The sequence below is a fragment of the Streptomyces sp. NPDC043746 genome, assembly GCF_056436485.1.
Genome location: NZ_JBWKCM010000001.1, coordinates 253,093 through 278,891 on the forward strand (window position 1 = coordinate 253,093; position 25,799 = coordinate 278,891).

The window sequence follows — 25,799 nt, forward strand, 5'->3', positions numbered from 1 at the left end:
CCTCCGGAGAATGAGGCGACGACGATGACCGAGGCGCAGGAGACCGAGCACGGCGGGCCGTCCGTGCCGCAGACCCGCACCGCCCGCCACCGCCGGATCGTGGACATCCTGAACCGGCAGCCGGTCCGCTCGCAGAGCCAGCTGGCCAAGCTCCTCGCGGACGACGGGCTGAGCGTCACCCAGGCGACGCTCTCCCGCGACCTCGACGAGCTGGGCGCGGTCAAGATCCGCAACACCGGCGGCGAGCTGATCTACGCGGTGCCGAGCGAGGGCGGCTTCCGCACCCCGCAGGCGCCGCTCGGCGGCTCGGCCAAGGAGGAGCGGATGCGCCGCCTCTCGGCCGAACTGCTCATCTCGGCCGAGGCCTCGGCCAACCTGGTGGTGCTCCGTACGCCGCCGGGCGCCGCCCAGTTCCTCGCCTCGGCCATCGACCAGGCCGAACTGCACGACATCCTCGGCACCATCGCGGGCGACGACACGCTGATGCTCATCAGCCGCGACCCCCACGGTGGCCAGGCGCTCGCCGACCATCTGCTGAGGCTCGCTCAGAACGACCGCTGAGCCGGAGAGCTAGTACCGCGTGATCGCGGTCGGGCCCGACGAGGTCCCGACCGCGATGTGCGGCCGCCGCTCCGGCCGCACCCAGGCCAGGATCTCCGCCATGGCCTGGGCCGGGACCGAGACACAACCCGCCGTCGCCCCGCGCCCGTTCACATGCAGGAAGATCCCGGCGCCCCGGCCGCGTACCGGACGGTCGTAGTTGAACCCGATCACCAGCGCCCGGGCGTACTGCGTCCCGTACGTGACCAGATGCTCGGCCTCGTCCGCCCGGCAGTGGTCCGGCCGGGGCTCCACCCAGCGGTTGTACGCGCGCGAGGCGTTGTCCTGGCACCACCAGGAGTCGTCGTTCACCTTGCGGTACGGATACCGCGTCCCCGCCGGGGCGTCCTCGGTGCCGAACGCGTACGGCAGGTCGTACAGCCCGGTCGGCGTGGTGCTGGTGCCCTGCTTACGACTGCCGCCCTCGGCCAGCCCGTTCGCCCCGAACCGCGCCGGAGCCGAGCCTTTCTCCACCCACCGGCCCCCGCGCCGCTCCCACCAGGACACCGTGCCGGTGGTCGAGCCGGTGTCGGGGGCCTCGGCCGTGATCAGCTGCGAGCCGCCGCCGGTGTCCGCCAGCCGATACGGGAGCGGAGGCGGGGTGTCAACGGGGGCGGCCCCGAGGGAGCCGGTGGCCAGGGCGAGGAGGACGGCGAGGGTCAGCAGGGGTCGGCGCATGCCCGGACCGTACGGCGGGCCCGGGTGAGGGGCCTCCGCGTCTGCTCCGTACGGCCCAGTGCCCCACCCGTCGGTCATGCACCCGTATGCGCCGCCCTGACCTGCTGCTTTGACAAAGCATACGGACCACTGCATAGTTATGCCCATCAGTGATTGCACCGTAAGGAGAAACCCGTGACCGAGCGCGTCGTACTCGCCTACTCGGGCGGCCTGGACACCTCCGTCGCCATCGGCTGGATCGCCGAGGAGACGGGCGCCGAGGTCATCGCCGTTGCCGTGGACGTCGGCCAGGGCGGCGAGGACCTGGACGTCATCCGCAAGCGCGCGCTCGCCTGCGGTGCCGTCGAAGCCGAGGTCGCGGACGCCAAGGACGAGTTCGCCGAGGAGTACTGCCTCCCGGCGATCAAGGCCAACGCCCTCTACATGGACCGCTATCCGCTGGTGTCGGCCCTCTCCCGGCCGACCATCGTCAAGCACCTCGTCGCCGCCGCCAAGAAGCACAACGCCGGGATCGTCGCCCACGGCTGCACCGGCAAGGGCAACGACCAGGTCCGCTTCGAGGCCGGTATCTCCGCGCTCGGCCCCGACCTCAAGTGCATCGCCCCGGTCCGGGACTACGCGATGACCCGGGACAAGGCCATCGCCTTCTGCGAGGACAAGAACCTCCCGATCGCCACCACCAAGAAATCCCCGTACTCCATCGACCAGAACGTCTTCGGACGGGCCGTCGAGACGGGCTTCCTGGAGGACATCTGGAACGCGCCGATCGAGGACATCTACGAGTACACCTCCAACCCCGCCACCCCGCGCGAGGCCGACGAGGTCGTCATCTCCTTCAAGGAGGGTGTCCCGGTCGCCATCGACGGCCGCCCCGTCACGGTCCTCCAGGCGATCCAGCAGCTCAACGAGCGGGCCGGTGCCCAGGGCGTCGGCCGGATCGACATGGTCGAGGACCGGCTCGTGGGCATCAAGTCCCGTGAGGTGTACGAGGCGCCCGGCGCGATCGCACTGATCATCGCCCACCAGGAGCTGGAGAACGTCACCGTCGAGCGCGAGCTGGCCCGCTACAAGCGGCAGGTCGAGCAGCGCTGGGGCGAGATGGTCTACGACGGCCTCTGGTTCTCCCCGCTGAAGCGGGCCCTGGACGGCTTCATCAACGAAGCCAACCAGCACGTCACCGGCGACATCCGGATGACCCTGCACGCGGGCCGTGCCGTCGTCACCGGCAGGCGGTCCGAGGAGTCGCTGTACGACTTCAACCTCGCCACCTACGACTCGGGCGACACCTTCGACCAGTCCAAGGCGCAGGGCTTCATCGAGATCTTCGGCCTCTCCTCGAAGATCGCCGCGAAGCGTGATCTGCAGGCATAGCCCGACGCGTACCTCGCCCGACCTCTTCTCGTTGTACAGCCGCCTCCCCGTCGTCACGCGGCAGGGAGGCGGCCGCATATCCGCACCCCGGCCCCACGCCCTTGCCTTTGAGGAGCACGCAGTGAGCAGCAACAACGGTGACGTCCGGCTCTGGGGCGCGCGTTTCGCCGACGGACCGGCCGAGGCGCTGGCCAGGCTGTCCGCCTCCGTCCACTTCGACTGGCGGCTCGCCCCGTACGACATCGCGGGCTCCCGCGCCCACGCCCGCGTCCTGAACAAGGCGGGCCTGCTCACCGAGGACGAGCTGACCCGGATGCTCGCCGGGCTCGACCAGCTCGAGACCGATGTCGCGGACGGCTCCTTCACCGGCACCATCGCGGACGAGGACGTCCACACCGCCCTGGAGCGCGGGCTCCTGGAACGGCTCGGCCCCGACCTGGGCGGCAAGCTGCGCGCCGGGCGGTCCCGGAACGACCAGATCGCCACGCTCTTCCGGATGTACCTGCGCGACCACGCCCGGATCATCGGCGGCCTGATCGCGGACCTCCAGGCAGCCCTGGTCGGCCTCGCGGAGGCCCACCCCGACGTGGCGATGCCCGGCCGCACCCACCTCCAGCACGCCCAGCCGGTGCTCTTCGCCCACCATGTGCTCGCCCACGTGCAGTCCCTCTCCCGGGACGCCGAGCGGCTGCGCCAGTGGGACGAGCGCACGGCGGTCTCCCCGTACGGATCCGGGGCGCTCGCGGGCTCCTCGCTCGGGCTCGACCCCGAGGCGGTCGCCGCCGACCTCGGCTTCGAGCACGGCTCGGCCGGCAACTCCATCGACGGCACCGCCTCGCGGGACTTCGTCGCGGAGTTCGCGTTCGTCACCGCGATGATCGGCGTCAACCTCTCCCGGATCGCGGAGGAGATCATCATCTGGAACACGAAGGAGTTCTCCTTCGTCACCCTCCACGACGCCTTCTCCACCGGCTCCTCGATCATGCCGCAGAAGAAGAACCCGGACATCGCGGAGCTGGCCCGCGGCAAGTCCGGCCGCCTCATCGGCAATCTGACCGGCCTCCTCGCCACCCTCAAGGCGCTCCCGCTCGCGTACAACCGGGACCTCCAGGAGGACAAGGAGCCCGTCTTCGACTCCTGCGACCAGCTCGAAGTCCTGCTCCCCGCCTTCACCGGGATGATGGCCACCCTCACCGTCAACCGCGAGCGCATGGAGGAGCTGGCCCCGGCCGGGTTCTCACTCGCCACCGACATCGCGGAGTGGCTGGTCAAGCAGGGCGTGCCCTTCCGGGTCGCCCACGAGGTCGCGGGCGCCTGCGTCAAGGAGTGCGAGCAGCACGGCATCGAGCTGGACCAGCTCACCGACGAGCAGTTCGCGAAGATCTCCGAGCACCTCACCCCCGAGGTCCGCACCGTCCTCAACGTGCGCGGTGCCCTCGCCTCCCGCAGCGGCCGGGGCGGCACGGCCCCCTCCGCCGTCGCCGTCCAGCTGGCCGAGGTGAAGAAGGACCTGGAGGCCCAGCAGGCGTGGGCCGACGCCCGCCGGTAGGTCGGAGCGGACGCCGTGACTACCGAGCGCGTGCCGTGCGTACGGGGGTGGCCCCCCCGTACGCACGGTGTCGTCGCAGGTGTACGGAGAGGGGCGCGGGCTACGTTGACCGGGGTAGGAGTACCCGCAACCGATCCCGAGGAGCCCGCGATGCCCTTCACCGCCCTGGCCACCGCGACGACCCCGACCGCCCACATCGGACTGGGACTCGCAGCCGTCGGGAGGCCCGGATACATCAACCTCCATCGCGACGAGGACTTCCCCGAAGGCCGGGACATGGAGTCCCTGCGCGCCCGTACGCACGAGCTGCTGGACGCGGCGTACGCGCAGGGCGTCCGGTACGTCGACACGGCCCGCTCCTACGGCCGCGCCGAGGAGTTCCTGGGCGAGTGGCTGGACGCCCGCCCCTCCTTCACCGACCTCGTCGTCGGCTCCAAGTGGGGATACACCTACACCGCTGACTGGCGCACGGACGCCGGGACGCACGAGGTCAAGGACCACAGCCTCGCCACCTTCGAGCGCCAGCGCGCCGAGACCCGCGAACTCCTGGGCGACCGGCTCGACCTCTACCAGATCCACTCCCTCACCCCCGACAGCCCGGCCCTCGCCGACAAGGAACTCCACGAACGTCTGGCCGCCCTGGCCGCCGAAGGGGTCGCCATCGGCTTCTCCACCAGCGGCCCCGCCCAGGCCGACGCCATCCGGGCCGCCCTCGCGCTCACGGTCGACGGCAACCCCCTCTTCCGTACCGTCCAGGCCACCTACAACGCCCTGGAGACCTCCGCCGCCCCCGCCCTGGCCGAGGCCCATGACGCCGGGCTCACCGTGATCGTCAAGGAGGGCATGGCCAACGGGCGGCTCGCCGGGGACGAGGCGCCCGCCGTGTTCCAGGAGATCGCCGCCGACGCGGGGGTGGGCGGCGACGCGGTGGCCCTGGCGCTCGTCCTGCACCAGCCCTGGGCGGGCGTCGTCCTCTCCGGCGCCGCCACCGCCACCCAGCTCGCCGGGAACCTGCACGCCACCGTCGTCGACCTGGACGAGGAGCAGCGGGCCCGGCTGGACGCCCTGGTGGAGGAGCCGGAGTCGTACTGGCGCCACCGGGCCGCCCTGCCCTGGCACTGACCGACCCCGTCCGGCCTCAGGGGCTCGTCAGCCCGTCAGGACGACGAGCTCCTGGGTCGCCCGCGTCATCGCCACATACCGGTCCACCGCCCCCTCCACACCCGCCCCGAACGCCTCAGGCTCCACCAATACCACCAAGTCGAACTCCAGCCCCTTCGACAGCTGCGGGGTCAGCGACCGCACCCGCGGCCGCCCCCGGAACAGGGGCGCGCCGATCACACAGGCCGTCCCGTCCGCGTGCGCGGCCAGCCAGCTGTCCAGGACCGATTCCAGATCCGCCACCCGGCCCCGCACGACGGGCGGGCCGCCCGTCCGGATCGAGACCGGCACATTGGCGTCCGGGAGCACCGCCCGGATCACGGGCTCGGCCTCCACCATGACCTCCTGTGGCGTCCGGTAGTTGACGGTGAGCGACGCGAGGGCCACCCGGTCGAGCCCCACCCGCTCCAGCCGCTCCCGCCAGGGTTCGGCGAACCCGTGCCGGGCCTGGGCGCGGTCCCCGACGACGGTGAAGCTCCGCGACGGACACCGCACCAGCAGCATCTGCCACTCGGCGTCGGTCAGCTCCTGCGCCTCGTCCACCACGATGTGCGCGAACGGGCCCGCCAGCCGGTCCGTCGCGGCGTCCGTGGACGCCTCCGGGCCGGCCAGGGCGTCCCTGAGGTCCTGCCCGTGCAGCATGACCAGCGCGCCCTCGCCGTCGGCATCCGCGTCGGCCAGGGTCTCGTCGGCCAGCAGCGCGTCGATGGCCTGCTCCATGCCCGCCCGCTCGGCCGCCGCGGCCGCCTGCCGAAGACGCCTGCGCCGCGGCGCCTCCGGATCACCGAGCCGCTGCCGTGCCGCGTCCAGGATCGGCAGGTCCGAGACGGTCCACGCCCGCGCGTCCGCGCGCTGCAACAGCCGGACCTCGTCGCGGCTCAGCCAGGGCGCACACAGCCGCAGATACGCGGGGACCGACCACAGGTCACCGACGAGATCGGCCGGATCCAGCAGCGGCCACGCCCGGTCGAAGGCGGCGAGCAGCTCCCGGTCCTGCCCCAGCGCCTTGCGGACCAGCTCGGGGGCGGCCTCCTCACCGTCGCACTTCTCCCCGAGGAGCGTGAGCAGTTCCTCCCACACCTGGTCGCGCGCCTCGTTGTGCACGGCCCCGGGTCCGGCGGCCTCGAACGCCACCGCCCAGTCGGCGGCGGTCAGCCGGAGGTCGCACCAGGGGGTCGAGACGGTCAGGGGCTCGGTGGGCGGCTCCTCGTAGAACCGCACGGCGGTCTCGACGGCGCGCACCAGCTCCGCCGACGCCTTCAGCCGGGCCACCTCGGGGTCGGTCTCGGCGCCCGCCGTGGCCCCCTCGGGGACGAGGTCCCGCAGGACGCAGGTCTGTACGCCCTCCTCCCCGAGGCTCGGCAGCACATCAGCGACGTACCCGAGATAGGGCCGGGACGGGCCGACGAACAGGACACCGCCCCGGCGGTGGGCGAGGCGCGGGTCGGCGTACAGGAGGTATGCGGAGCGGTGCAGGGCGACGACCGTCTTCCCCGTGCCCGGTCCGCCGTCCACGACGAGCGTGCCCCGGGAACCCGCCCGGATGACGGCGTCCTGGTCGGCCTGGATGGTGCCGAGCACGTCCCGCATCCGCTCCGAGCGGTTGGCGCCGAGGCTCGCGATGAACGCCGACTGGTCATCGAGCGCCGCATGTCCGGCGAAGGCGTCCGGGGCGAAGACCTCGTCCCAGTAGTCGCTGACCCGGCCGTCCGTCCAGCGGTAGCGGCGGCGGCTCGCCAGGCCCGTCGGGTGGGCGTGGGTGGCGCCGAAGAACGGCTCGGCGGCGGGGGAGCGCCAGTCGACCAGCAGCCGGTGGCCCGCGCTGTCGGTGAGGCCGAGCCGGCCGACGTACACGGGTGCGGAGCCGTCCTCCGCGACCATGCGGCCGAGGCAGAGGTCGAGACCGAAGCGGCGCAGGGTGCGTAGGCGGGCGGTGAGCCGGTGGATCTCGGCGTCCCGGTCCATCGCCTGCCGGCCCGTGCCGCCGGGCGCCCGGCGTTCGGCGTCGAGACGGGCGGTCAGCTCGGTGATCTGCTCGTCCAGGGTCCGGGCGACGGCCGCGAAGTGCTCCTCGTCGGCGGCGATCAGGGCGGGGGCGGCCTTGGGGGAGAGACGGTCGGGGAGGTGGAAGGCGCTGGGGGGCATGGTGGTGCTTTCCGTTCTGCCGGGTACGGGGGTGGGGGCAGGGGTCTGCTGGACGTACGGGACGGCTCAGCCGGTCGGCACCGGTGCGCCGAACCACCGGGTCAGCCCGGCGGCCAGCCCCTCCTGGTCCTCGCCCGTCCCCGCCCACGCCACATGGCCGTCGGGCCGCAACAGGACAGCGGGCACGCCGGGTTCATCGGCCGGTTCCACCGTGTCGGCCACATGGTCGACCCGGTCCGCCCACCCGGCCACCGAGAGCCGCCCGCCCGTGGTCCCGCTCCGGTCGCTCCCGTCGAGCAGCAGGCCGCGGCCCTCACGCATCAGCTCGTAGAGGCGGTGGCCCCGCGTCAGCCGGACATCCCGAAGGCGGCGGCCGAGCAGTGCGTGGCCCTCTCCGAGGTCGTAGCGGATGTCGACGGCGGTGATCATCCCGGTGACGTACGCGTTGACCTCCTCGAAGTCCATGAGCCGCGCGAGCAGTCCGCGCAGCGCTCGCGCCCCCGGACCGGTCCCCAGCAGCGTGATCTGGGCGCGGGTGTTCTCCAGCACCCGGGCGCCCACCGGGTGCCGTTCGGTGTGGTAGCTGTCCAACAGCCCTTCCGGAGCCCACCCGTTGACCTCGGCGGCCAGTTTCCAGCCGAGGTTGAACGCGTCCTGCACTCCCAGGTTGAGCCCCTGCCCGCCGGTCGGCGGGTGGATGTGCGCCGCGTCACCGGCCAGCAGCACCCGGCCCGCCCGGTACCGCTCGGCCTGCCGGGAGGCGTCCCCGAACCGGGAGAGCCAGCGGGGCGCGCGGACGCCGAAGTCGGTGCCCGCGACCGCCCGCAGCCGCGCCCTGAACTCCTCCAGGGTCGGCGCGCCCGCCCGCTCCTCGAGGACCCCGTCGGCGGGCACGATGACGCGGTGCGTCCCGTCCCCGTTGGGGATGGTGCCGAACCGCAACTCCTTCTTGCGCACCTCCGCCACCACGGCGGCCACCACCTCGGGGTCCTCGGCCAGCTCCATGTCTCCCAGCAGTGTCTCGACCGTGGCGGGCTCACCGGGGAAGGCGATGCCCGCCTCCTTGCGCACCAGGCTCCGGCCGCCGTCGCATCCGACGAGATAGCGCGAGCGCAGCCGCGTCCCGTCGGCCAGCCCGACGGTCACCGCCTCCTCGTCCTGGCCCACCGCGACCACCTCGCAGCCGGGCCGGATCTCCGCCCCCAGCTCGACGGCCCGCTCCCGGAGCAGCCGCTCGGTGACCGGCTGGAGGGTGGAGAGGCCGTACGGGTGTGCCGTGTCCAGCAGCTCCGGCCAGGGCTTCTGGATCCCCCCGAAGAAGCCGCCGACCTGGAACGTCTCGCTCACCGCGAGGAACCGGTCCAGCAGCCCACGCTGGTCCATCACCTCGACGCTGCGCACGTGCAGTCCGCGCCCCCGGCTCTCCCGGGTCGGCTCGGCCAGCTTCTCCAGCACCACGGTCCGCACCCCGGCCAGCCGCAGTTCGCAGGCGAGCATCAGGCCCGTCGGCCCACCGCCGACGACGATTGCGTCGATCATCACAGTTCCGCCCTTGTCGACGTCGAATTCCCGCAGCCGGCGCTCCTGATCCCGGCTTCGGCGGTCGATTGTGCGGCATTTGGGGGGCCTTGCGGCAAGACCCCCCATCCGCTATAAGTTAAGAGTGGCAAGGAGTGGGTTCACCTCCTGCTGATCCCTCCTTCACGCGCCTCTGGTGCTGATCCCGCCGCTCGTAGGACACCGGGCTCCTCGCGGCTCTCGTCTCGCCCTCTGGGCAGCCGGGCCTTCGCCGCGCTTCTCGATGAGACATGTATGTCTCATTCGAGTTATGGTTGTCTCATGACTCTCGACCGTGAGCAGGTGCTGCGCAGCGCCGCCGCCCTGCTGTCCCACAAATCGACCGCCACCATGGACGAGGTCGCCAAAGCGGCCGGCATCGGCCGCGCCACCCTCCACCGCCACTTCGCCGGGCGCGACGCCCTCGTGAAGGCGCTGGAAGACCTGGGCCTCCAGGAGTTCGAGGCGGTCCTCGACGCCGCCCGGCTCGACGAGGGCACCTCCGAGGAGGGGCTGCGCCGCCTCATGGCGGCCGTCGAGCCCAGTGCCGGGCTGCTCTCGTTCCTCGTCAACGAGAACCAGCTCTTCGAGGGCGACCAGGTCAACGAGGGCTGGAACCGCGCCGACGCCCGGGTCTCCGCCTTCTTCCGCCGAGGCCAGGAGCGCGGTGAGTTCCGTATCGACCTCACCCCCGCCTGGCTGACCGAGGCCCTCTACGGGCTCGTCGGCACCGGGGCCTGGGCCGTCAAGACGGGGCGGGTCGCCGCACAGGACTTCCAGTACATGATCGTCGAGCTGCTGCTCGGCGGAGCACGCCGGAGCGTGGAGCAGTGACCAGCATCGACCAGCACCCGAAGACCGTGGACGACGTGCGCCGCCCGGGGCGGTGGATCGCGCTCGCCGTGCTCGTCCTCGCCGTGCTGCTGGTGGCCGTCGACGCCACCGTCCTCGGCCTCGCCACCCCGTTCCTCAGCGAAGACCTCGCCCCCACCGGCAACCAGCTGCTCTGGATCGGTGACGTCTACTCCTTCGTCATCGCCGGTCTGCTGGTCTCGATGGGCTCCCTCGGCGACCGCATCGGCCGCAAGAAGCTGCTGCTGATCGGTGCCGTGGCGTTCGGCGGGGTCTCCGTGCTCAACGCGTACGCCACCACGCCCGAGATGATGATCGCGGCGCGGGCGCTGCTCGGTGTCGCGGGCGCCACCCTGATGCCGTCCACCCTCGCCCTGATCCGCAACCTCTTCCACGACCCCCGCGAGCGCAGCCTCGCCATCGGCATCTGGGGGGCCATGGCCTCGGCGGGCGCGGCGGTCGGCCCGGTCGTCGGCGGATTCCTGCTCGAACACTTCTGGTGGGGCTCGGTCTTCCTGATCAACCTGCCGGTGATGGCCGTGCTCGTCGTCGTCGGCGTCAAGCTGATCCCGGAGTCGAAGAACCCGGCCCCGGGCCCGTGGGACATGCTCAGCGTCGGCCTGTCCCTGGTCGGCATGATCGGCGTCGTGTACGCGATCAAGGAGACTGCCTCGCACGGGCTGAGCTGGGGGCCGACCGCGGCCGCCGTGGTCGGTGTGCTCGGGATCACCTGGTTCGTCCGCCGCCAGCTCCGGCTCCCCGCACCCCTGCTGGACATGAGGCTCTTCCAGCACCGGGGCTTCTCCGGCGCGGTCCTCGCCGACCTGCTGACCATCCTCGGTCTCTCGGGCCTGGTCTTCTTCCTCTCCCAGTTCCTCCAACTGGTCCAGGGCCGGGGCCCGCTGGAGGCGGGGCTCGCCGAACTGCCCGCCGCCATCGGCGCGGTGACCGCCGGTCTGCTGGCCGGTTTCGCCGCCCGCCGGTTCTCGGTGCGCTCGGTCGTGGCGGGCGGGCTCGGCGCGGTCGGTCTGGCGCTGGGAACGGTGACCCTGCTCGACCAGCACACCGGGTACCCGCTGCTCGGCTCCATGCTGCTCGTGGTCGGCGTCGGCGCCGGGTTCTCCTTCACCGTCACCGCCGACGTGATCCTCTCCAGCGTCCCGAAGGAGCAGGCCGGTTCCGCTTCCGCCGTGTCGGAGACGGCGTACGAACTGGGCGCCGCCCTCGGTATCGCCCTGCTCGGCTCCATCGTCACCGGCGTCTACCGGGGCTTCCCGACCCCGGCGGGCATCCCCGCCGACGTGGAGTCGGCCGCCCACGAGTCGCTGGGCGGAGCCGTGGAGGCGGCCACCACCCTGCCCGCCGCCCAGGCGGCCCCGCTGATCTCGGCGGCCCAGGAGGCCTTCGTCGAGGGGATGCGGTCCGCCGCCGGGGTCGGGTCGGCGGTGCTCCTCGCGGCGGCCGTCGCCGCCTGGTTCCTGCTGCGGGGCCAGAAGCTGGAGGACGGGATCGAGCACCCGTAGGAAGCCCGTGTACGGAGGAGGGCCCGCGCCCCGGTGAGACCGGGGTGCGGGCCCTCCTCGTATACGCCGTCCAGGTCGTCCGGCTCAGGCGGCCTTGGCCTTCGTCGCGTACATGTCCACGTACTCCTGGCCGGAGAGCCGCATCACCTCGGACATCACCGAGTCGGTCACCGCCCGCAGCACATAGCGGTCGCGGTCCATGCCCTCGTAGCGGGAGAACTCCATCGGCTCGCCGAAGCGCACCGTGACCTTGCCCGGCCGGGGCAGCCCCGCACCGCCCGGCTGGAGCTTGTCGGTGCCGATCATGGCGAACGGGACCACCGGGGCGCCCGTCATCAGCGTCAGCCGGGCGATGCCCGTACGGCCCCGGTAGAGCCGGCCGTCGGGGGAGCGGGTGCCCTCCGGGTAGATCGCGAAGGCCTGGCCCTCCTCCAGCACCCGGCGCCCGGTCATCAGCGCCGCGACCCCGCCCCTGCCGCCGTCCCGGTCCACCGGGATCATCCCGGCGCCGGTGAAGAACCAGGCCATCAGCCGGCCCTTGAGGCCCCTGCCGGTCACGTACTCGTCCTTGCCGATGTAGAACACCGGCCGGTCGACGCAGACCGGCATCACCATCGAGTCGATGAAGGTGAGGTGGTTGCCCGCGAAGATGACCGGTCCGGTCCCGGGGATGTTCTCCACGCCCTCCACCTGGGGGCGGAACATCAGGCGCAGGATCGGTCCGAGCACTGCCTTGAAGACCGTGAGACGGGACAACGGGTTCCTCCGGTGTCATGGCCGGGCCGGCCGGGATGTCGAGTGAGGTGGTGCGTGGGTGGTGCGCGGGTGGTGCCAGGCGGTGCGGAGCGTTGTCCGGTGGTGCGACGTGTCGGACTGTGCAGGTGAGGACGATACTCGCGGGTACGGGCTGATCGCACATCGGGTTCACGGAGCGGATACGCGGTGTTGACGTGTGTTTCCGCCACGTTCGCCTCCCGTCCGCCCTGTCGGCCCGCCCCGGTGCCTACGATCGGGCCTCGCCCGGCAGAGGCCGGACTTCACCCAGCGAGGAGCATCATGACGGAGCGTGTGACCGGCACCCCCGGGCGGCGGACCCTTCTGGGCGCCGCCGTCCTCGGCACGGCGGCCCTCGGCCTGACCGGCACCGCCGCCCAGGCCGCCGAGCGGGGACGCGGCGGCTCGGGGAGCGGCCACGGCTCGCTGCGGGACCTGCCCGTGCCGACGGTGATCGGCCACCGAGGGGCCAGCGGCTACCGCCCCGAGCACACCATCGGCGCCTACCAGCTCGCGCTGGACCTGGGCGCGCACATCGTCGAGCAGGACCTCGTCCCCACCAAGGACGGCCACCTCGTCTGCCGCCACGAGAACGACATCACCGGCACCACGGACGTCGCCGACCACCCCGAGTTCGCCGGCCGCAGGACCACCAAGACCATCGACGGCGTCTCCTCCACCGGCTGGTTCACCGAGGACTTCACCCTCGCCGAGCTGAAGACCCTGCGGGCCACGGAGCGCATCCCCGGCAACCGCCCGGGCAACACCCTCTACGACGGCCGCTGGACGGTCCCCACCTTCGAGGAGGTCCTGCGCTGGGCCGACCAGGAGGGCCGCAAGCGCCACAAGCCCGTCTGGCTGTACGCCGAGACCAAGCACCCCACGTACTTCCGGAGCCTGGGCCTGGGCCTGGAGGAGCCCCTCGCCCGGCTGCTGCGCCGCTACGGCCGGGACCGCCGCACCTCCCCGCTCATCCTCCAGTCCTTCGAGCCCGGCTCCATCCAGCGCCTCGCCCGCCTGGTCGACACCCCGCGCATCGTGCTGCTCTCCGGGCCGACCAGCCGCCCCTGGGACTTCGTCGAGTCCGGCGACCCGCGCACGGTGGCCGACCTGATCAAGCCCGCCGGGCTGAAGTGGATCGCCTCCTACGCCCAGGGCATCGGACCCACGCTCGACCTGATCATCCCTAAGGACGCCTCGGGCCGGCTCACCCGGCCGACCACGCTGGTCAGGGACGCGCACGCCCGGGGCCTGCGCCTCCACCCGTACACCCTGCGCAACGAGAACAGGTTCCTGCCCGCCGACTTCCGGCGCGGCACCGACCCCAACGCCTACGGTGACGTCTTCGGCGCCTACGCCGCCTACTTCGCCACCGGCATCGACGGCGTCTTCACCGACCACCCGGACACCGCCCTGCTCGCGGCGGCGGACTTCGACGGACGGTGAGCTCGCCTCCGGTCCGGGCCGGGTCCGGCGACTGATCGGCGTACGGAACGGCTCCCGGGCGGCTCTTTCCCGTACGGAACGGCCCCCGGGCGGGCGGACCCGGGCGGTTCCCTCCCGTACGGAACGGACCCGGGCCGCCCCCTCCCGCACGGGCGGACCCGGCGGCTCCCTCGCATGCAACGGGCCTGACGGCCGACGCGCGTGCCGGTGCGTCAGCCGCCCGGCCCGTGAGTGCCCCGGTCGGGTGGTGGTGCCCGCGCGGGGCAACCGGGTGCCCCGCCCCCACGTTTGCCGGGGCATGACACTTCTCGATCATGAACCCGACCCCTCCGCCGCCACCGCCCGGATCATCCGCGCCTTACAGCCCCTGGTCCGCGCGGAGGCGCGGGCCGAGGCACCCGCCGCCGGGCTCGACCCCGCCGACCTCGAACAGACCGTGTGGCTGCGGCTGCTGGAACGCCCCGCCGGCGCCGTCCCGCCCGGTGACCCGGCCCGCTGGGTGCGCGACACGGTACGGGCGGAGGCCCGGCGCGGCCGTCGTACGGTCCGGCGGGAACGCCCGTACGCCGGGACGGAACCCGCCGATCCGCTCACGGGCGGTCCGGAGCGGGCCGCCCTCGGGGCCGCCGAGGGCCGCGCGCTGCGCGCCGCGATGGCCCGGCTGCCCGAACGCTGCGCCCGGCTGCTGGAGGCGCTGCTGTCGCCCACCGACCTGACGTACCGGGAAATCGCAGGGGAGTTGGGTATGTCACAGGGGAGTTTGGGCCCGATCCGTTCCCGTTGCCTTGGATGTCTGCGCAGAATGCTCGCGGCGGAGGTTGTCGTCCCTGAACTGCGGGGAAGAGGGCGGTAGGCAACCGGGCGGACAGGTGAGCGGGAGGCGTGCACACATGGGCATGAGCGTGATCATCTCGGCGGCGACGGCCGAGGACGTGGAGCAGATCTTCCGGCTCCAGTACCTCTGCTTCCAGCGTGAGGCCGAGCTGTACGACAACTACCGGATCGACCCGCTCGTCCAGAGCCTGGACGCGGTCCGCGGCGAAGTCGCCGACGACCTGGTGTTCGTGGCCCGCCTCGGAGACGAAGTGGTCGGCTCCGTACGCGGATTCACCGACCCGGACGGTACGGGTCAGATCGGCAAGCTCTGCGTGCACCCCCGGCTCCAGGGCCACGGGCTCGGCACCCGGCTGCTGAACGCGGCGGAGTCGGCCCTCGCGGCCGAGCGCGCGGCCACCCGCTTCCGGCTCCACACCGGACACCGCAGCGAGAGCAACCTCCGGCTCTACCGGCGGGCGGGCTACGCCCAGGTCGGAAACGCCACAGGTACGGACGGTGTCCAGCTCATCCTGCTGGAGAAGGACGTCGCGGCCCAGGACTTCGTGGCCAGCGCCTGACCGACACCCAAGAGGGCCCGGAACGTGACCGGGCCCTCGGAGAGTCCGGGCCGCGGGTGCTCAGGCCCGCTTCGCGCGCCGCAGCCAGATCATCCCGGTGACCGGCAGGATCACCGGGATGAACAGGTAGCCCATCCCGAAGTCCGACCAGACCGTGGAGTCGGGGAAGGCGGACGGCTCGGCCAGCGTCCAGGCTCCGACGACCAGGACACCCAGCAGCTCGGCGGCGCAGCACGCCAGCGCCGCCCTGCGGGCCCTCTCGCCCCCGCGCACCAGCGAGTACGTGATGAACCCGTAGACGACGGCGGCGACGGCCGAGAGCGAGTAGGCGAGCGGCGCCCGGTCGAAGCCCCGGACCACCTCGACGATCGAGCGCGAGGCCGCCGCGACGGTGAACACCCCGTAGAACCAGACGAGCACCCGGCCCGGGCCGGTACCCAGCTCGAAGGACGCCTTCGGGGAGGGCGCGGAGGCGGCGGGGTCTGCGGTGGCGGCTTCGAAAGCGGGGTCCGGGCGCCGTTCGGTGTCACTCACGTCAGTTACCCCAGATGTCGTAGAGCCGTACTTCGAGGACCGCCAGGACGAGTGCGCCCGCGGCCACCGTCACCGAGCCCCAGCGGGTCCGCTCGGACAACGACAGGACACCGGCCGCCGGTACGGCCGCGAACGCGCCGACCAGATAGGCGATGAACACCGCCGTCCCCTGCTCCGGCCGCTCCCCGCGCGCCAGCTGCACGACGCCCACCACCAGCTGGGCCAGGGCCAGCACGGTCACCACGGCCATCCCGATGAAGTGCCAGTCCTTCGTCGGCTGGTCCTTGTAGGCGGCGTGTCCGCACCAGGCGGCGAGGGCGAGCGCGGTCACGGCGACCGCGACCGTCAGGGCGTCAAGCATGTAGCGAGGGTATTACGGCCGTGCCGCCCGCCCGCGTGCGCCCCCGGCCCGCGCCGACGCCCTTCTCCGTATCGCCCGGGGAGGAGGCCGTGGCCGTGGCCTTTGCCACAACGAGCACCCCCACCACCCCCGCCGACGCCTGCCCACGGCCTCGCACGGCACCCGCATCCACCTCATAAGCGCAGGTCAAGGCGTTTCCCTCGGGCGCGGGAGAGTCGAACCGGAGCGCCGACACAGGCCGTCCACGTCCGTCCGCTATGCGGACAGGCGTGATCGCTCGGCAGTTGCGTCTGTTTTACTTGGGTCCATGACCACGACGAGCAGCCGCACCCTTGCGACCGAGGCGATCCGTACGCCCGGTGCTCGTTGTATGTGTCGAATGCGCGCCTTCTGAGGGCCCCAGCCTGAGCCTCGCGCCCCGAAGCGAGACCGAGCCTGTGCCGTTCGCCCCCTGTGGAACGAGCCGCCCGAGCACGCGCTGTCCCCGGCCGACCGCCGTACACAGCCGTGCTGAGACGTAAACCGGCCGACCAGCCCGCATCAGTCTCTTCAGACGTTTGCCCCGTGCCCGGCGGACACCCGCGCCGCGCACTCGACAGTGACGGAAACCCCCTGTGATCACCACGACGGGCCTCACGAAGGTCTACCAGTCGCGCGACCGCGAGGTCACCGCACTCGACGGAGTCGACCTCCACGTCCGCGAGGGCGAGATATACGGCGTCATCGGCCAGAGCGGCGCCGGAAAGTCCTCCCTCATCCGCTGCGTCAACCTGCTGGAGCGCCCCACCTCCGGCACGGTCACCGTGGCCGGCCAGGACCTCACCGCCCTCGCCGGGCGGGGCCGGCGGGCGAGCAGGGAGCTGCGCGCCGCCCGCACCCGGATCGGCATGGTCTTCCAGCACTTCAACCTGCTGAGCTCGCGCACCGTCCTGGACAACGTCGAACTCCCCCTGGAGATCCTCGGCGTCTCCGGCCAGGAGCGCACCCGCAAGGCCAGGGAACTCCTCGACCTGGTCGGCCTCGCCGAGAAGGCGAAGTCCTACCCCGGTCAGCTCTCCGGCGGCCAGAAGCAGCGCGTGGGCATCGCCCGCGCCCTGGCGGGCGACCCCAAGGTGCTGCTCTCGGACGAGGCGACCTCCGCCCTCGATCCCGAGACCACCCGCTCCATCCTCCAGCTGCTGCGCGACCTCAACCAGCAGCTCGGCCTGACCATCCTGCTGATCACCCACGAGATGGACGTCGTCAAGACGATCTGCGACTCCGCCGCCCTCATGCAGCGCGGCCGGATCGTGGAGTCCGGCACGGTCGGCGGACTGCTCGCCACCCCCGGCTCCGAGCTGGCGAGCGAGCTGTTCCCGGTCGGCGGGGCCGCCTCGGGACCGGACCGTACGGTCGTGGACGTCACCTTCCACGGCGAGGCCGCCGGCAGGCCGGTGATCTCCCAGCTCTCCCGTACGTACAACATCGACATATCGATCCTCGGTGCCGCGATGGACACCGTCGGCGGCAAGCAGATCGGCCGGATGCGCATCGAGCTGCCGGGCCGGTTCGAGGAGAACGTCGTCCCCATCGGCTTCCTGCGCGAACAGGGCCTCCAGGCCGAGGTCGTCGAGGACGGGAAGGGCACCCGGGCCCCGAAGGCCCCCGCCGCCACCGTCCCCGGGCAGACGTCCGCCGCCATCACCAAGGAGGTCGTCAAGTGACCTGGTCAGAAATGCAGCCCCTGCTGACCCAGGGCACCCTCGACACCCTCTACATGGTGCTGTGGTCGACGCTGGTCACCGTCGTCGGCGGACTGCCGCTCGGGGTCCTGCTGGTCCTCACCGACAAGGGCGGACTGCTCCAGAACACCGTGGTCAACAAGGTCACCGGCGTGATCGTGAACATCGGCCGCTCGCTGCCCTTCATCATCCTGCTGATCGCCCTGATCCCCTTCACCACCTGGGTCGTCGGCACCTTCATCGGCCCCACCGCGATGATCGTGCCGCTCGCCGTCGGCGCCATCCCGTTCTTCGCCCGGCTCGTCGAGACGGCGATCCGGGAGGTCGACCACGGGCTCGTCGAAGCAGTGCAGTCGATGGGCGGCTCGATCCCCACCATCGTCCGCAAGGTGCTGCTTCCGCAGGCCCTGCCCTCGATCGTCTCGGGCGTCACCACCACCCTCATCGTCCTCATCGGCTACTCCGCGATGGCCGGCGCGGTCGGCGGCGAAGGGCTCGGCTCCAAGGCCGTCACCTACGGATTCCAGCGCTTCGACAACCAGTTCATGCTGATCACCGTCGCCCTCCTGATCGTCATCGTCAGCGTGATCCAGCTGATCGGCGACCTCGCGGTACGGCTGCTGGCCCGCCGCGGCCCCACCGCGTCCTGAGGATCCCGGCTCCCCGAGGCCCCCTGAACTTCCCGTCCCCACCAAGCCCGAACTCCTTGTCCGGGCGCACCACCACAGTTGAGAAAGAGGCACTTTTCGTGCGCAAGAACATCAAGATCACCGCAGCCGCCGCTTCCGTCGCCGCCCTCGCCCTGAGCCTCAGCGCCTGCGGTACGGACTCCGACCCGGCCTCCTCCAAGAGCGAGGGCGGGGCGAAGGCCGACACCTCCAAGGCCCTCGTCGTCGCCGCGTCCCCGACGCCGCACGCCGACATCCTGAACTTCGTCAAGAAGAACCTGGCGGAGAAGGAGGGCCTCAAGCTGGAGGTCAAGGAGTTCACGGACTACGTCCTGCCGAACACCGCCACCCAGTCCGGCCAGGTCGACGCCAACTTCTTCCAGCACAAGCCCTACCTGGACGACTTCAACGAGAAGAACAAGACCACCATCGTCCCGGTCGTCAACGTCCACCTGGAGCCGCTGGGCCTCTACTCCAAGAAGCTCAAGGACATCAAGGACATCAAGGCCGGCCAGACCGTCGCCGTCCCCAACGACACGACCAACGGCGGCCGCGCCCTCCAGCTGCTCGCCGACCACGGCCTGATCACCCTCAAGGACGGCGTCGGCACCAGCGCCAAGCTGAGCGACATCACCGACAAGAAGGGCCTGGAGTTCAAGGAGCTGGAGGCCGCCACCGTGCCCCGCGCCCTGAACGACGTGGACGCCGCCGTCATCAACGGCAACTACGCCCTGGAGGCCAAGCTCTCCCCGGCCAAGGACTCCCTGGCCCTGGAGAAGGCCGAGGGCAACCCGTACGCCAACTTCCTGGCGGTCAAGGCCGGCAACGAGAAGGACCCGCGCGTCGAGAAGCTCGCCAGGCTCCTCAACTCCGACGACGTCAAGAAGTTCATCGACGACACCTACCAGGGCTCGATCGTCGCCTCCTTCGGCGCCCCGGCCGCCTCCTGACCCATCAAGTCCTGACCTTCGCCAGGCACTTGACCGACGGAGCCCCGCCCCTTCCCCCGGGAAGGGGCGGGGCTCCGTCGTGCGGACCCGCCCATGCGCGACGCGGATGCGATGCTGCATGCTGTGCTTTTAACCGGTCTTCTGCATGGAGCTGCGCATGACTACCACCTTTCCGTCCATCTCCATCAGCACGGACAGGTTGGTGATGCGCCCCTTCGAAACGGCCGACATCCCCGCGTACATCGAGATGATGAACGACGAGACGGTCGTCGCCTGGACCGACGGACCGCACCCCTACACCCAGGTCGACGCCGAACGGTGGGTGCGCAGAATCGCCCCCGGGGAACGCACCTCGGGCCATGGCATCGTCCTCGCCGTCACCGAGTTCCTCACCCAGCGGCTCGTCGGCAGCGTCCGCCTCCTCAACACCGACTGGCGCACCCTGGCCACCGAGGTCCGCTACATCACCGCCCCCTGGGCGCGCGGCGAGGGATACGCCACCGAGTCCGTGCTGGCCGTCGCGGAATGGCTCTTCCGCGACCAGGGCTTCGAGCGCCTGGAACTGCGCACCCCCGCCGACAACACCGCCGCCCAGCAGGTCGCGCAGAAGCTCGGCTGCATCAGCGAGGGCGTCCTGCGCAACGCCCGGATCGCCCGGACCCCCACCGAGAACGGCACCGACGGCGGCTGGACCGACATCCGCACCGACCTGATCGTCTGGGGGCTCCTCCCCGAGGACCTCGAAGGAGTCGCCGAGCAACTGGCCGACGCCGGCGGCTACGGCACGTACAACGACTGGAACTGAGCGCGACGGGCCTTCGGTACGGGCGCCCCGAGGCCACCGGCCGGGCTCCGGTCCGGACCAGGTACTGTCACCCCTGCCCCCGCACCCCGCACGCGCACGGGCGCCCCTCGCCCCGACCCTCCGACACCCCAGGAGACAGACGATGGCCGACCGGGTCACGGTGATCGGCTGGGACGGCTCGCCACTGACCAGAGCGGCCACGGCCGCGCTCTCGGCCGCCACGCTCGTCGCGGGCGCCGCCCACCACCTCGCCCTGCCCGAAGTCCCCCAGGGTGCCGAGCGCATCCGCCTCGGCAGCGTCGACCTGGCCGCCCGCCGTATCGCCGGCCACCGCGGCAGCGCCGTCGTCCTCGCCGACGGCGACCCCGGCTTCTTCGGCGTCGTCCGCACCCTGCGCGCCCCGGAACACGGCCTCGAGGTCGAGGTCGTACCGGCCGTCTCCGCCGTGGCCACCGCCTTCGCCCGCGCCGGAATGCCCTGGGACGACGCCCAGATCGTGGTCGCCCACCCGCGCACCCTGCGCCGCGCCGTCAACGTCTGCCGGGCCCACCACAAGGTCGCCGTCCTCACTTCACCGGGTGCGGGCCCCGCCGAACTGGCCCTGCTCCTCGAAGGCGTCCACCGCACCTTCGTGATCTGCGAGGAACTGGGCACCGACCGCGAACGCGTCACCGTCCTCACCTCCGACAAGGCCGCCGACCACGCCTGGCGCGACCCGAACGTCGTCATCGTCGTCGGCGGCCAAGGCCCCGAGACCGCCACGACCGCCCCCGCTGCCTGGATCGCCGGCCGCCGCCCCGCCCTGCCCCCGGGCACCCGGGGCTGGGCCCTGCCCCCCGCGGCCTACCGGGAGGCGGGAGCGGAAGGCGTACGGGAGTCGGGCGAGGGGGAGTTCCCGCACCTGCGCGCCGCGCAGCTGGCCGTCCTCGGGCCCCGCACCGGCGACCTGGTGTGGGACATCGGCTCCGGCAGTGGTGCCTTCGCCGTCGAAGCGGCCCGCTTCGGCGCTGCCGTGCTGGCGGTGGACGCCGACCCGGGAGCCTGCTCCCGCACGGACGCTGCCGCCCGCGCCTTCGGCGTCCCCCTCCACATCGTCTGCGGCCGGGCCCCGCAGGTCCTGGAACGGCTGCCCGAACCCGATGTCGTACGGGTCGGGGGAGGGGGCGTCCAGGTGGTCCGCGCGGTCGTGGACCGGCGCCCGGAGCGCATCGTCACCCACGCCTCCACCCGGGACGAGGCCGAGGCCCTCGGCGCGGCGCTCACCGGAAACGGCTACACCACCGAGTGCTCGCTGCTCCAGTCCGTCGACCTCGACACCGAGGTGTGGACCGAGCGTGAACGCTCCGTCGTGTTCCTCCTCTCCGCACGGCGTTCGGAGCTCGCCCCCTGACCGTTCCGTCCAGTACGGGAGGTAGGCTGGCCGATTGTTGTACCGCGCCCGGACGTTCGTCGCTTCGTTCGTCAATGTCAGGAAAAGTGGACTGTTTTGGTCCGCTCTGTGGTACGGCACCGACCGGGGGGACGCGCGACGTGGCGCAGTCCACAGCGAGCCGTGGCAGAACTGCCTGTCGCGGTGGCGAACGGCCGCGAGAATAGGAAGAGGCCCGCGGGCGGTTCGTGCCGCGCGGCGAGCCCGCTCGTTCTTCACGACGAGCACCGGCGTGCCGTGGTTCGGCGTCCCGGGCGAAGGGCCGAAGGAGCACTGACGATGGGCGAGGGGTACGCATGACTGACACCGGCCAGATCCCGGGCGAGGGACTGCCGGAGAACGCGGGCATGGTGGAGCAGCCGGGCATCCCCGCCCCGGACGCGTACACCTTCCTCGACCCCTCCGAGCACACCCCCGAGGACGACGACCTCCTGCTGATGCCGACCTCCCAGGGCGCCTGGAGCGACCCCCAGACGGTCCAGCCGCAGACTCAGCCCCAGGTCCAGGCACAGCCTCAGGTCCAGGCTGCCCCGGCGCCGCAGGGCTTTCCGGCGACCGCTGACGTCGGCCCCGGCGCCCCTCCGGCCGCTCAGCCCGTGCCCGCACAGACGGCCGGGGCTGTTCCGCCGCCCGCGCCTGCGCCGGAGACCGACCCGGCCGGGGAGGCGCAGACCGGTTCGGCCTCGGCAGCGCAGGCCCCCGCCGCCTCTCCCGTTCCGGAGCAGCCGGCGCAGCAGCGCCCCGACGGGCAGCAGCAGCCGTACGCGACGCAGTCGCAGGTCCCGGCAGAGGGCGAGGAGGCGCGGATGCCCGCCGCGCCGCACGGCACGCATGAGTCCGGAGGCCGCGACACGGGCTCCGTCGACCTCAACGGCGTACGGATCCCGCCGCCGGCCCCCGCGCAGGCGCAGCCCCCCGCTCCGGTCGGCGCCCCCGCACAGGCCCCCGCACCGGCTCGCCGCCCCTTGCACCGGGGCCCGGCCCCGGCCGAGGCACCGTCGTACGGCGGCGGTACGCAGGGTGGCGGCGTGGTCCGCTCGCTGGCCGACCGGGGCCCCGCCGGAGCCGTCCGGACGGCAGCCCCCGCCCGCCACGTGAGCCCCCCGGTGACCGCCCTCGACTCCTTCGCCGCCCCGGCCGAGGCCCTGGCCGAGGAGGCTCCGGTGCTGCCGGGGCCGCAGTTGGGCGAGATCCCGCCGCAGGGCGCGGCCCCCTGGGGCCCGCCGCCGCAGCAGCCGCAGGCCGAGCCGGAGGCAGTGGCGGAGGCTCCGGCCGAGTCCGTGGAGCCGGTGCCGGTCGTGGCGGCTCAGCCTGAGGTCGAGGCGGAGGCGGAGCCGGTCGCCCAGCAGCCGGTCGGGGCCACGGCGCCTGCCGGACCGGTCCAGCCGCAGGCTCCGGTGGAGCCCGAGGCGGTCCAGCCGGAGGTTGCCGCTCCTGCCGAGCCGGAACAGCCACTGGAGCAGCCGGTCGAGCCCGAGGCTGTGGCCGATTCCGAGGCTGTGGTCGAGCCCGAGGCCGCGGTTCAGCCCGAAGCTGTGGTTCAGCCCGAAGCCGTGGTCCAGCCTGAGGCTGTGGTCGAGCCCGAGGCCGCGGTTCAGCCCGAGGCTGTGGTCCAGCCTGAGGCTGCGCAGCAGACGGCCCCGGCGGAATCGGCCCCGGCAGAAACGGTCGTCCCCGAGGAGCCCGCTGCCGGGACTCCGGCAGCGGCGGCGGTTCCTGCCGAGCTGCCCGCCGAGGCACCGGTGGAGATGCCCGAGGCGCAGTCCGTCCCGGTGGACGCGGCAGTTCCGGAGCCTGGGGTTCCGGCGGTCGAAGAGAGCGCGGAGCCCGAGGCGGCCACAGAGGCCACGGAGGCCGCAGAGGCTGAGGCGACCACCGGTACCGCGGAATCCACGGAGGCGGTGGAGCCCGTGGAGGAGCCCCCCGCCGCCACCGTCGTGGAGGAGCCTTCCGCCCCCGCCGCCGACGTGCAGGAGGCTGCCGCCGAGCCCGCCCCGCAGCCCGAGCAGGCACCGGAAGCGGCGGCACCGCAGACGCCGCAGGCAACCGAGGCGCCGACGGAGCCCGGCCGACCGGGCCCGACCCCGGCTGCCACCACCTCGATCCCGGCACCGGAGCCCGATGCCGAGGACGGGACGGGCCCCGAGGTCATCGAGACCCCCGAGCTGGACGAGGAGCCGGTCGAGGAGCCGGTGGCCGAGGCGGCCCCCGAGGTGCCCTTCACCCCGCCCGCGCCCGGATACGACGACGCCGAGCGTGAGGCGGTGCTGCGGGTCATGCGTGAGCGCCGGGACATCCGCAACGGCTTCCGCAGCGACCCCATCCCGCACGAGGTCCTGCTCCGGGTGCTGGAAGCGGCCCACACCGCGCCGAGCGTGGGCCACTCCCAGCCGTGGGACTTCGTCGTCATCCGGTCCGCCGAGACGCGCCGTTCGATGCACGAACTGGCCCAGCGCCAGCGGGACGCCTACGCCACGTCGCTCCCCAAGGGGAGGGCGAAGCAGTTCAAGGAACTGAAGATCGAGGCGATCCTCGACACCCCGGTCAACATCGTCGTCACCGCCGATCCGACCCGGGGCGGCCGCCACACCCTCGGCCGCCACACGCAGCCGCAGATGGCTCCCTACTCCTCGGCACTGGCCGTGGAGAACCTGTGGCTGGCCGCCCGGGCGGAGGGGCTCGGCGTCGGCTGGGTCAGCTTCTTCGACGAGCGGGAGATGGTCCGCGCGCTCGGCCTGCCGGAGCACCTCGAGGTCGTGGCGTACCTCTGTGTCGGCTACGTCGACGAGTTCCCCGAGGAGCCCGAGCTGCTCCAGGCGGGCTGGTCCAAGCGCCGCCCGCTCTCCTGGGTCGTCCACGAGGAGACGTACGGCCGGCGCGCCCTGCCCGGGGAGGAGCCGCACGATCTGCTCCAGGAGACCACCTCCGCCATCCGCCCGCTGGACGCCAAGGCGCTCGGCGAGGCGTGGGAGCGGCAGAAGAGGATGACGAAGCCCGCCGGGGCGCTCGGCATGCTGGAGATCATCTCGGCGCAGCTCTCCGGGCTCTCCCGGATGTGCCCGCCGCCGATCCCGGAGCCCGCGGCCGTCGCGATCTTCGCCGGTGACCACGGGGTGCACGCCCAGGGAGTCACGGCGTGGCCCCAGGAGGTGACCGCCCAGATGGTGGCGAACTTCCTCGGCGGGGGAGCGGTCTGCAACGCGTTCGCCGCGCAGGTCGGCGCGGAGGTCTGCGTCGTCGACGTCGGCGTCGCCACGGACCTCCCCGCGACTCCGGGGCTGCTGCCCCGCAAGGTCCGGAAGGGCACGGCCGACTTCACCACCGGCCCCGCCCTCAGCCGGGAGGACGTCCTCGCCGCGATCGAGGTGGGCATCGAGACCGCCCGGGATCTGGTGGCCGCGGGCAACAAGGCGCTCCTCACCGGTGAGATGGGCATCGCCAACACCACCGCGTCGGCCGCACTGATCTCCGTCTACACCGGGATCGACGCCTCCGAGGTGACGGGCCGGGGGACCGGCATCAACGACGAGATGCACGCCCGCAAGGTCGACGTCGTACGCCGGGCCCTCGACCTCCACCAGCCGGACCCGGCCGACCCGATCGGCGTCCTCGCGGCGGTCGGTGGCCTGGAGCACGCGGCGATGGTGGGATTCCTCCTCGGCGGAGCCTCCCTGCGTACGCCGGTGGTCCTGGACGGCGTGAGCGCGGGCGCGGCGGCCCTGGTCGCCCGCGCCATCGCCCCCGAGGCCCTCGCGGCCTGCATCGCCGGCCACCGCAGCGCGGAACCGGGTCACGTGGCAGCCCTCAACAAGCTGGGCCTGCGCCCGCTGGTCGACCTGGACCTCCGCCTCGGCGAGGGCACGGGCGCGCTGCTGGCGCTCCCGATCGTGCAGAGCGCGGCACGGGCGATGCACGAGGTGGCGACATTCGACGCGGCAGGAGTGACGGAGAAGTAGAGGAGGCCACAGCGTCCCCTCCCGGGCGCTGCTCCACCCCGGCCCCTCCGGCGCTTCAGGAGCGGGGTCCGGGGCGGCGCCCGGATCCCGAGCCCGTCCGGTACATGAGAGTGGACCGGGCCCCGGGCAGCGCCCCGGTTTCGGGAAGCGGCGGGCAGGGGACAGCCCGCCGCAGGCGCCTCCACCCCCACGGCCCCCCGCCGAGACTGCCCCCGTCCCCGGGCCCCACCCACCACCACCCCGTATCCTGTCCCCCACCCAGGACACCCAGGAACCCCCACTTCCGCACGCCACAGCCGCTCCACAGCCGCAGCGGCCCCTACGC

The 25,799-nt window shown here is 72.5% G+C and carries 21 protein-coding genes; 15 read left to right on the top strand and 6 right to left on the bottom strand.

The annotated features are described in order from the left end of the window. Positions 1 to 24 precede the first annotated feature (24 nt). Positions 25 to 561, top strand: a complete 537-nt coding sequence (locus tag AC0682_RS01225; protein WP_073769816.1) for an arginine repressor — start codon at positions 25 to 27, stop codon at positions 559 to 561. A gap of 9 nt (positions 562 to 570) precedes the next feature. On the opposite strand, the gene AC0682_RS01230 is transcribed toward AC0682_RS01225, so the two are convergent. After that, on the bottom strand, positions 571 to 1,278 hold the full coding sequence (locus AC0682_RS01230; RefSeq protein WP_478530406.1) for a L,D-transpeptidase family protein: 708 nt from the start codon (positions 1,276 to 1,278) through the stop codon (positions 571 to 573). 174 nt (positions 1,279 to 1,452) lie between these two features. Between AC0682_RS01230 and AC0682_RS01235 the strand changes: the two genes are divergently transcribed. From AC0682_RS01235 to AC0682_RS01245, 3 genes are all read left to right on the top strand, one after another. Beyond that, a complete protein-coding gene (locus AC0682_RS01235; protein WP_478530407.1) occupies positions 1,453 to 2,649 on the top strand; it encodes an argininosuccinate synthase in 1,197 nt (398 codons plus the stop codon). A gap of 121 nt (positions 2,650 to 2,770) precedes the next feature. Then, positions 2,771 to 4,198, top strand: coding sequence for an argininosuccinate lyase (argH, locus tag AC0682_RS01240; protein WP_478530408.1), 1,428 nt, complete (start codon positions 2,771 to 2,773; stop codon positions 4,196 to 4,198). Between the two features lie 150 nt (positions 4,199 to 4,348). After that, positions 4,349 to 5,320 carry an aldo/keto reductase gene (locus AC0682_RS01245; protein ID WP_478530409.1) on the top strand — a complete coding sequence of 324 codons (972 nt, stop codon included), beginning with the start codon at positions 4,349 to 4,351 and terminating at the stop codon, positions 5,318 to 5,320. Positions 5,321 to 5,347: 27 nt separating this feature from the next. On the opposite strand, the gene helR is transcribed toward AC0682_RS01245, so the two are convergent. Beyond that, positions 5,348 to 7,504, bottom strand: coding sequence for an RNA polymerase recycling motor ATPase HelR (gene helR, locus AC0682_RS01250; RefSeq protein ID WP_478530410.1), 2,157 nt, complete (start codon positions 7,502 to 7,504; stop codon positions 5,348 to 5,350). A gap of 66 nt (positions 7,505 to 7,570) precedes the next feature. Next, the gene (locus AC0682_RS01255; RefSeq protein WP_478530411.1) at positions 7,571 to 9,043 is read right to left on the bottom strand and encodes an FAD-dependent monooxygenase; all 1,473 of its coding nucleotides are present in this window, start codon (positions 9,041 to 9,043) and stop codon (positions 7,571 to 7,573) included. A 300-nt stretch (positions 9,044 to 9,343) separates the two neighbouring features. On the opposite strand from AC0682_RS01255, the gene AC0682_RS01260 reads away from it, so the two are divergent. Together AC0682_RS01260 and AC0682_RS01265 are read left to right on the top strand one after the other, a co-directional pair. Beyond that, positions 9,344 to 9,895 (top strand): TetR/AcrR family transcriptional regulator, encoded by a 552-nt coding sequence (locus AC0682_RS01260; protein ID WP_254812960.1) that lies wholly within the window; start codon positions 9,344 to 9,346, stop codon positions 9,893 to 9,895. Beyond that, on the top strand, positions 9,892 to 11,436 hold the full coding sequence (locus AC0682_RS01265; protein ID WP_254812961.1) for an MFS transporter: 1,545 nt from the start codon (positions 9,892 to 9,894) through the stop codon (positions 11,434 to 11,436). The genes AC0682_RS01260 and AC0682_RS01265 overlap by 4 nt, the downstream gene beginning before the upstream one ends. 84 nt (positions 11,437 to 11,520) lie before the next feature. On the opposite strand, the gene AC0682_RS01270 is transcribed toward AC0682_RS01265, so the two are convergent. After that, positions 11,521 to 12,192: a lysophospholipid acyltransferase family protein gene (locus tag AC0682_RS01270; protein ID WP_478530412.1), complete on the bottom strand. Its 672-nt coding sequence runs from the start codon at positions 12,190 to 12,192 to the stop codon at positions 11,521 to 11,523. A gap of 300 nt (positions 12,193 to 12,492) precedes the next feature. On the opposite strand from AC0682_RS01270, the gene AC0682_RS01275 reads away from it, so the two are divergent. The 3 genes from AC0682_RS01275 to AC0682_RS01285 all read left to right on the top strand — a co-directional run bounded on the left by AC0682_RS01275 (position 12,493) and on the right by AC0682_RS01285 (position 15,050). Then, positions 12,493 to 13,656, top strand: a complete 1,164-nt coding sequence (locus AC0682_RS01275) for a glycerophosphodiester phosphodiesterase (protein ID WP_478530413.1) — start codon at positions 12,493 to 12,495, stop codon at positions 13,654 to 13,656. A 298-nt stretch (positions 13,657 to 13,954) separates the two neighbouring features. Further along, positions 13,955 to 14,509, top strand: coding sequence for an RNA polymerase sigma factor (locus tag AC0682_RS01280; protein WP_478530414.1), 555 nt, complete (start codon positions 13,955 to 13,957; stop codon positions 14,507 to 14,509). A 37-nt stretch (positions 14,510 to 14,546) separates the two neighbouring features. Further along, positions 14,547 to 15,050 carry a GNAT family N-acetyltransferase gene (locus tag AC0682_RS01285; RefSeq protein WP_254812964.1) on the top strand — a complete coding sequence of 168 codons (504 nt, stop codon included), beginning with the start codon at positions 14,547 to 14,549 and terminating at the stop codon, positions 15,048 to 15,050. 60 nt (positions 15,051 to 15,110) lie between these two features. Here AC0682_RS01285 and AC0682_RS01290 read toward each other — a convergent pair whose 3' ends face one another. Together AC0682_RS01290 and AC0682_RS01295 are read right to left on the bottom strand one after the other, a co-directional pair. Next, on the bottom strand, positions 15,111 to 15,584 hold the full coding sequence (locus AC0682_RS01290; RefSeq protein WP_437441648.1) for a hypothetical protein: 474 nt from the start codon (positions 15,582 to 15,584) through the stop codon (positions 15,111 to 15,113). Position 15,585: 1 nt separating this feature from the next. Next, complete coding sequence (locus AC0682_RS01295; protein WP_254812965.1) at positions 15,586 to 15,945, bottom strand: hypothetical protein; 360 nt, start codon at positions 15,943 to 15,945, stop codon at positions 15,586 to 15,588. Between the two features lie 614 nt (positions 15,946 to 16,559). Here AC0682_RS01295 and AC0682_RS01300 point away from each other — a divergent pair. From AC0682_RS01300 to cobT, 6 genes are all read left to right on the top strand, one after another. Further along, positions 16,560 to 17,648, top strand: coding sequence for a methionine ABC transporter ATP-binding protein (locus tag AC0682_RS01300; protein ID WP_254812966.1), 1,089 nt, complete (start codon positions 16,560 to 16,562; stop codon positions 17,646 to 17,648). Then, the gene (locus tag AC0682_RS01305) at positions 17,645 to 18,316 is read left to right on the top strand and encodes a methionine ABC transporter permease (RefSeq protein ID WP_254812967.1); all 672 of its coding nucleotides are present in this window, start codon (positions 17,645 to 17,647) and stop codon (positions 18,314 to 18,316) included. The genes AC0682_RS01300 and AC0682_RS01305 overlap by 4 nt, the downstream gene beginning before the upstream one ends. 98 nt (positions 18,317 to 18,414) lie before the next feature. Continuing rightward, the gene (locus tag AC0682_RS01310) at positions 18,415 to 19,284 is read left to right on the top strand and encodes a MetQ/NlpA family ABC transporter substrate-binding protein (protein WP_478530415.1); all 870 of its coding nucleotides are present in this window, start codon (positions 18,415 to 18,417) and stop codon (positions 19,282 to 19,284) included. A 157-nt stretch (positions 19,285 to 19,441) separates the two neighbouring features. Continuing rightward, a complete protein-coding gene (locus tag AC0682_RS01315) occupies positions 19,442 to 20,089 on the top strand; it encodes a GNAT family N-acetyltransferase (RefSeq protein ID WP_254812969.1) in 648 nt (215 codons plus the stop codon). A 142-nt stretch (positions 20,090 to 20,231) separates the two neighbouring features. Continuing rightward, positions 20,232 to 21,479 (top strand): precorrin-6y C5,15-methyltransferase (decarboxylating) subunit CbiE, encoded by a 1,248-nt coding sequence (gene cbiE / locus AC0682_RS01320; RefSeq protein WP_478530416.1) that lies wholly within the window; start codon positions 20,232 to 20,234, stop codon positions 21,477 to 21,479. A gap of 335 nt (positions 21,480 to 21,814) precedes the next feature. Next, complete coding sequence (gene cobT / locus AC0682_RS01325) at positions 21,815 to 25,474, top strand: nicotinate-nucleotide--dimethylbenzimidazole phosphoribosyltransferase (protein ID WP_478530417.1); 3,660 nt, start codon at positions 21,815 to 21,817, stop codon at positions 25,472 to 25,474. The last annotated feature ends 325 nt before the right edge of the window (positions 25,475 to 25,799 follow it).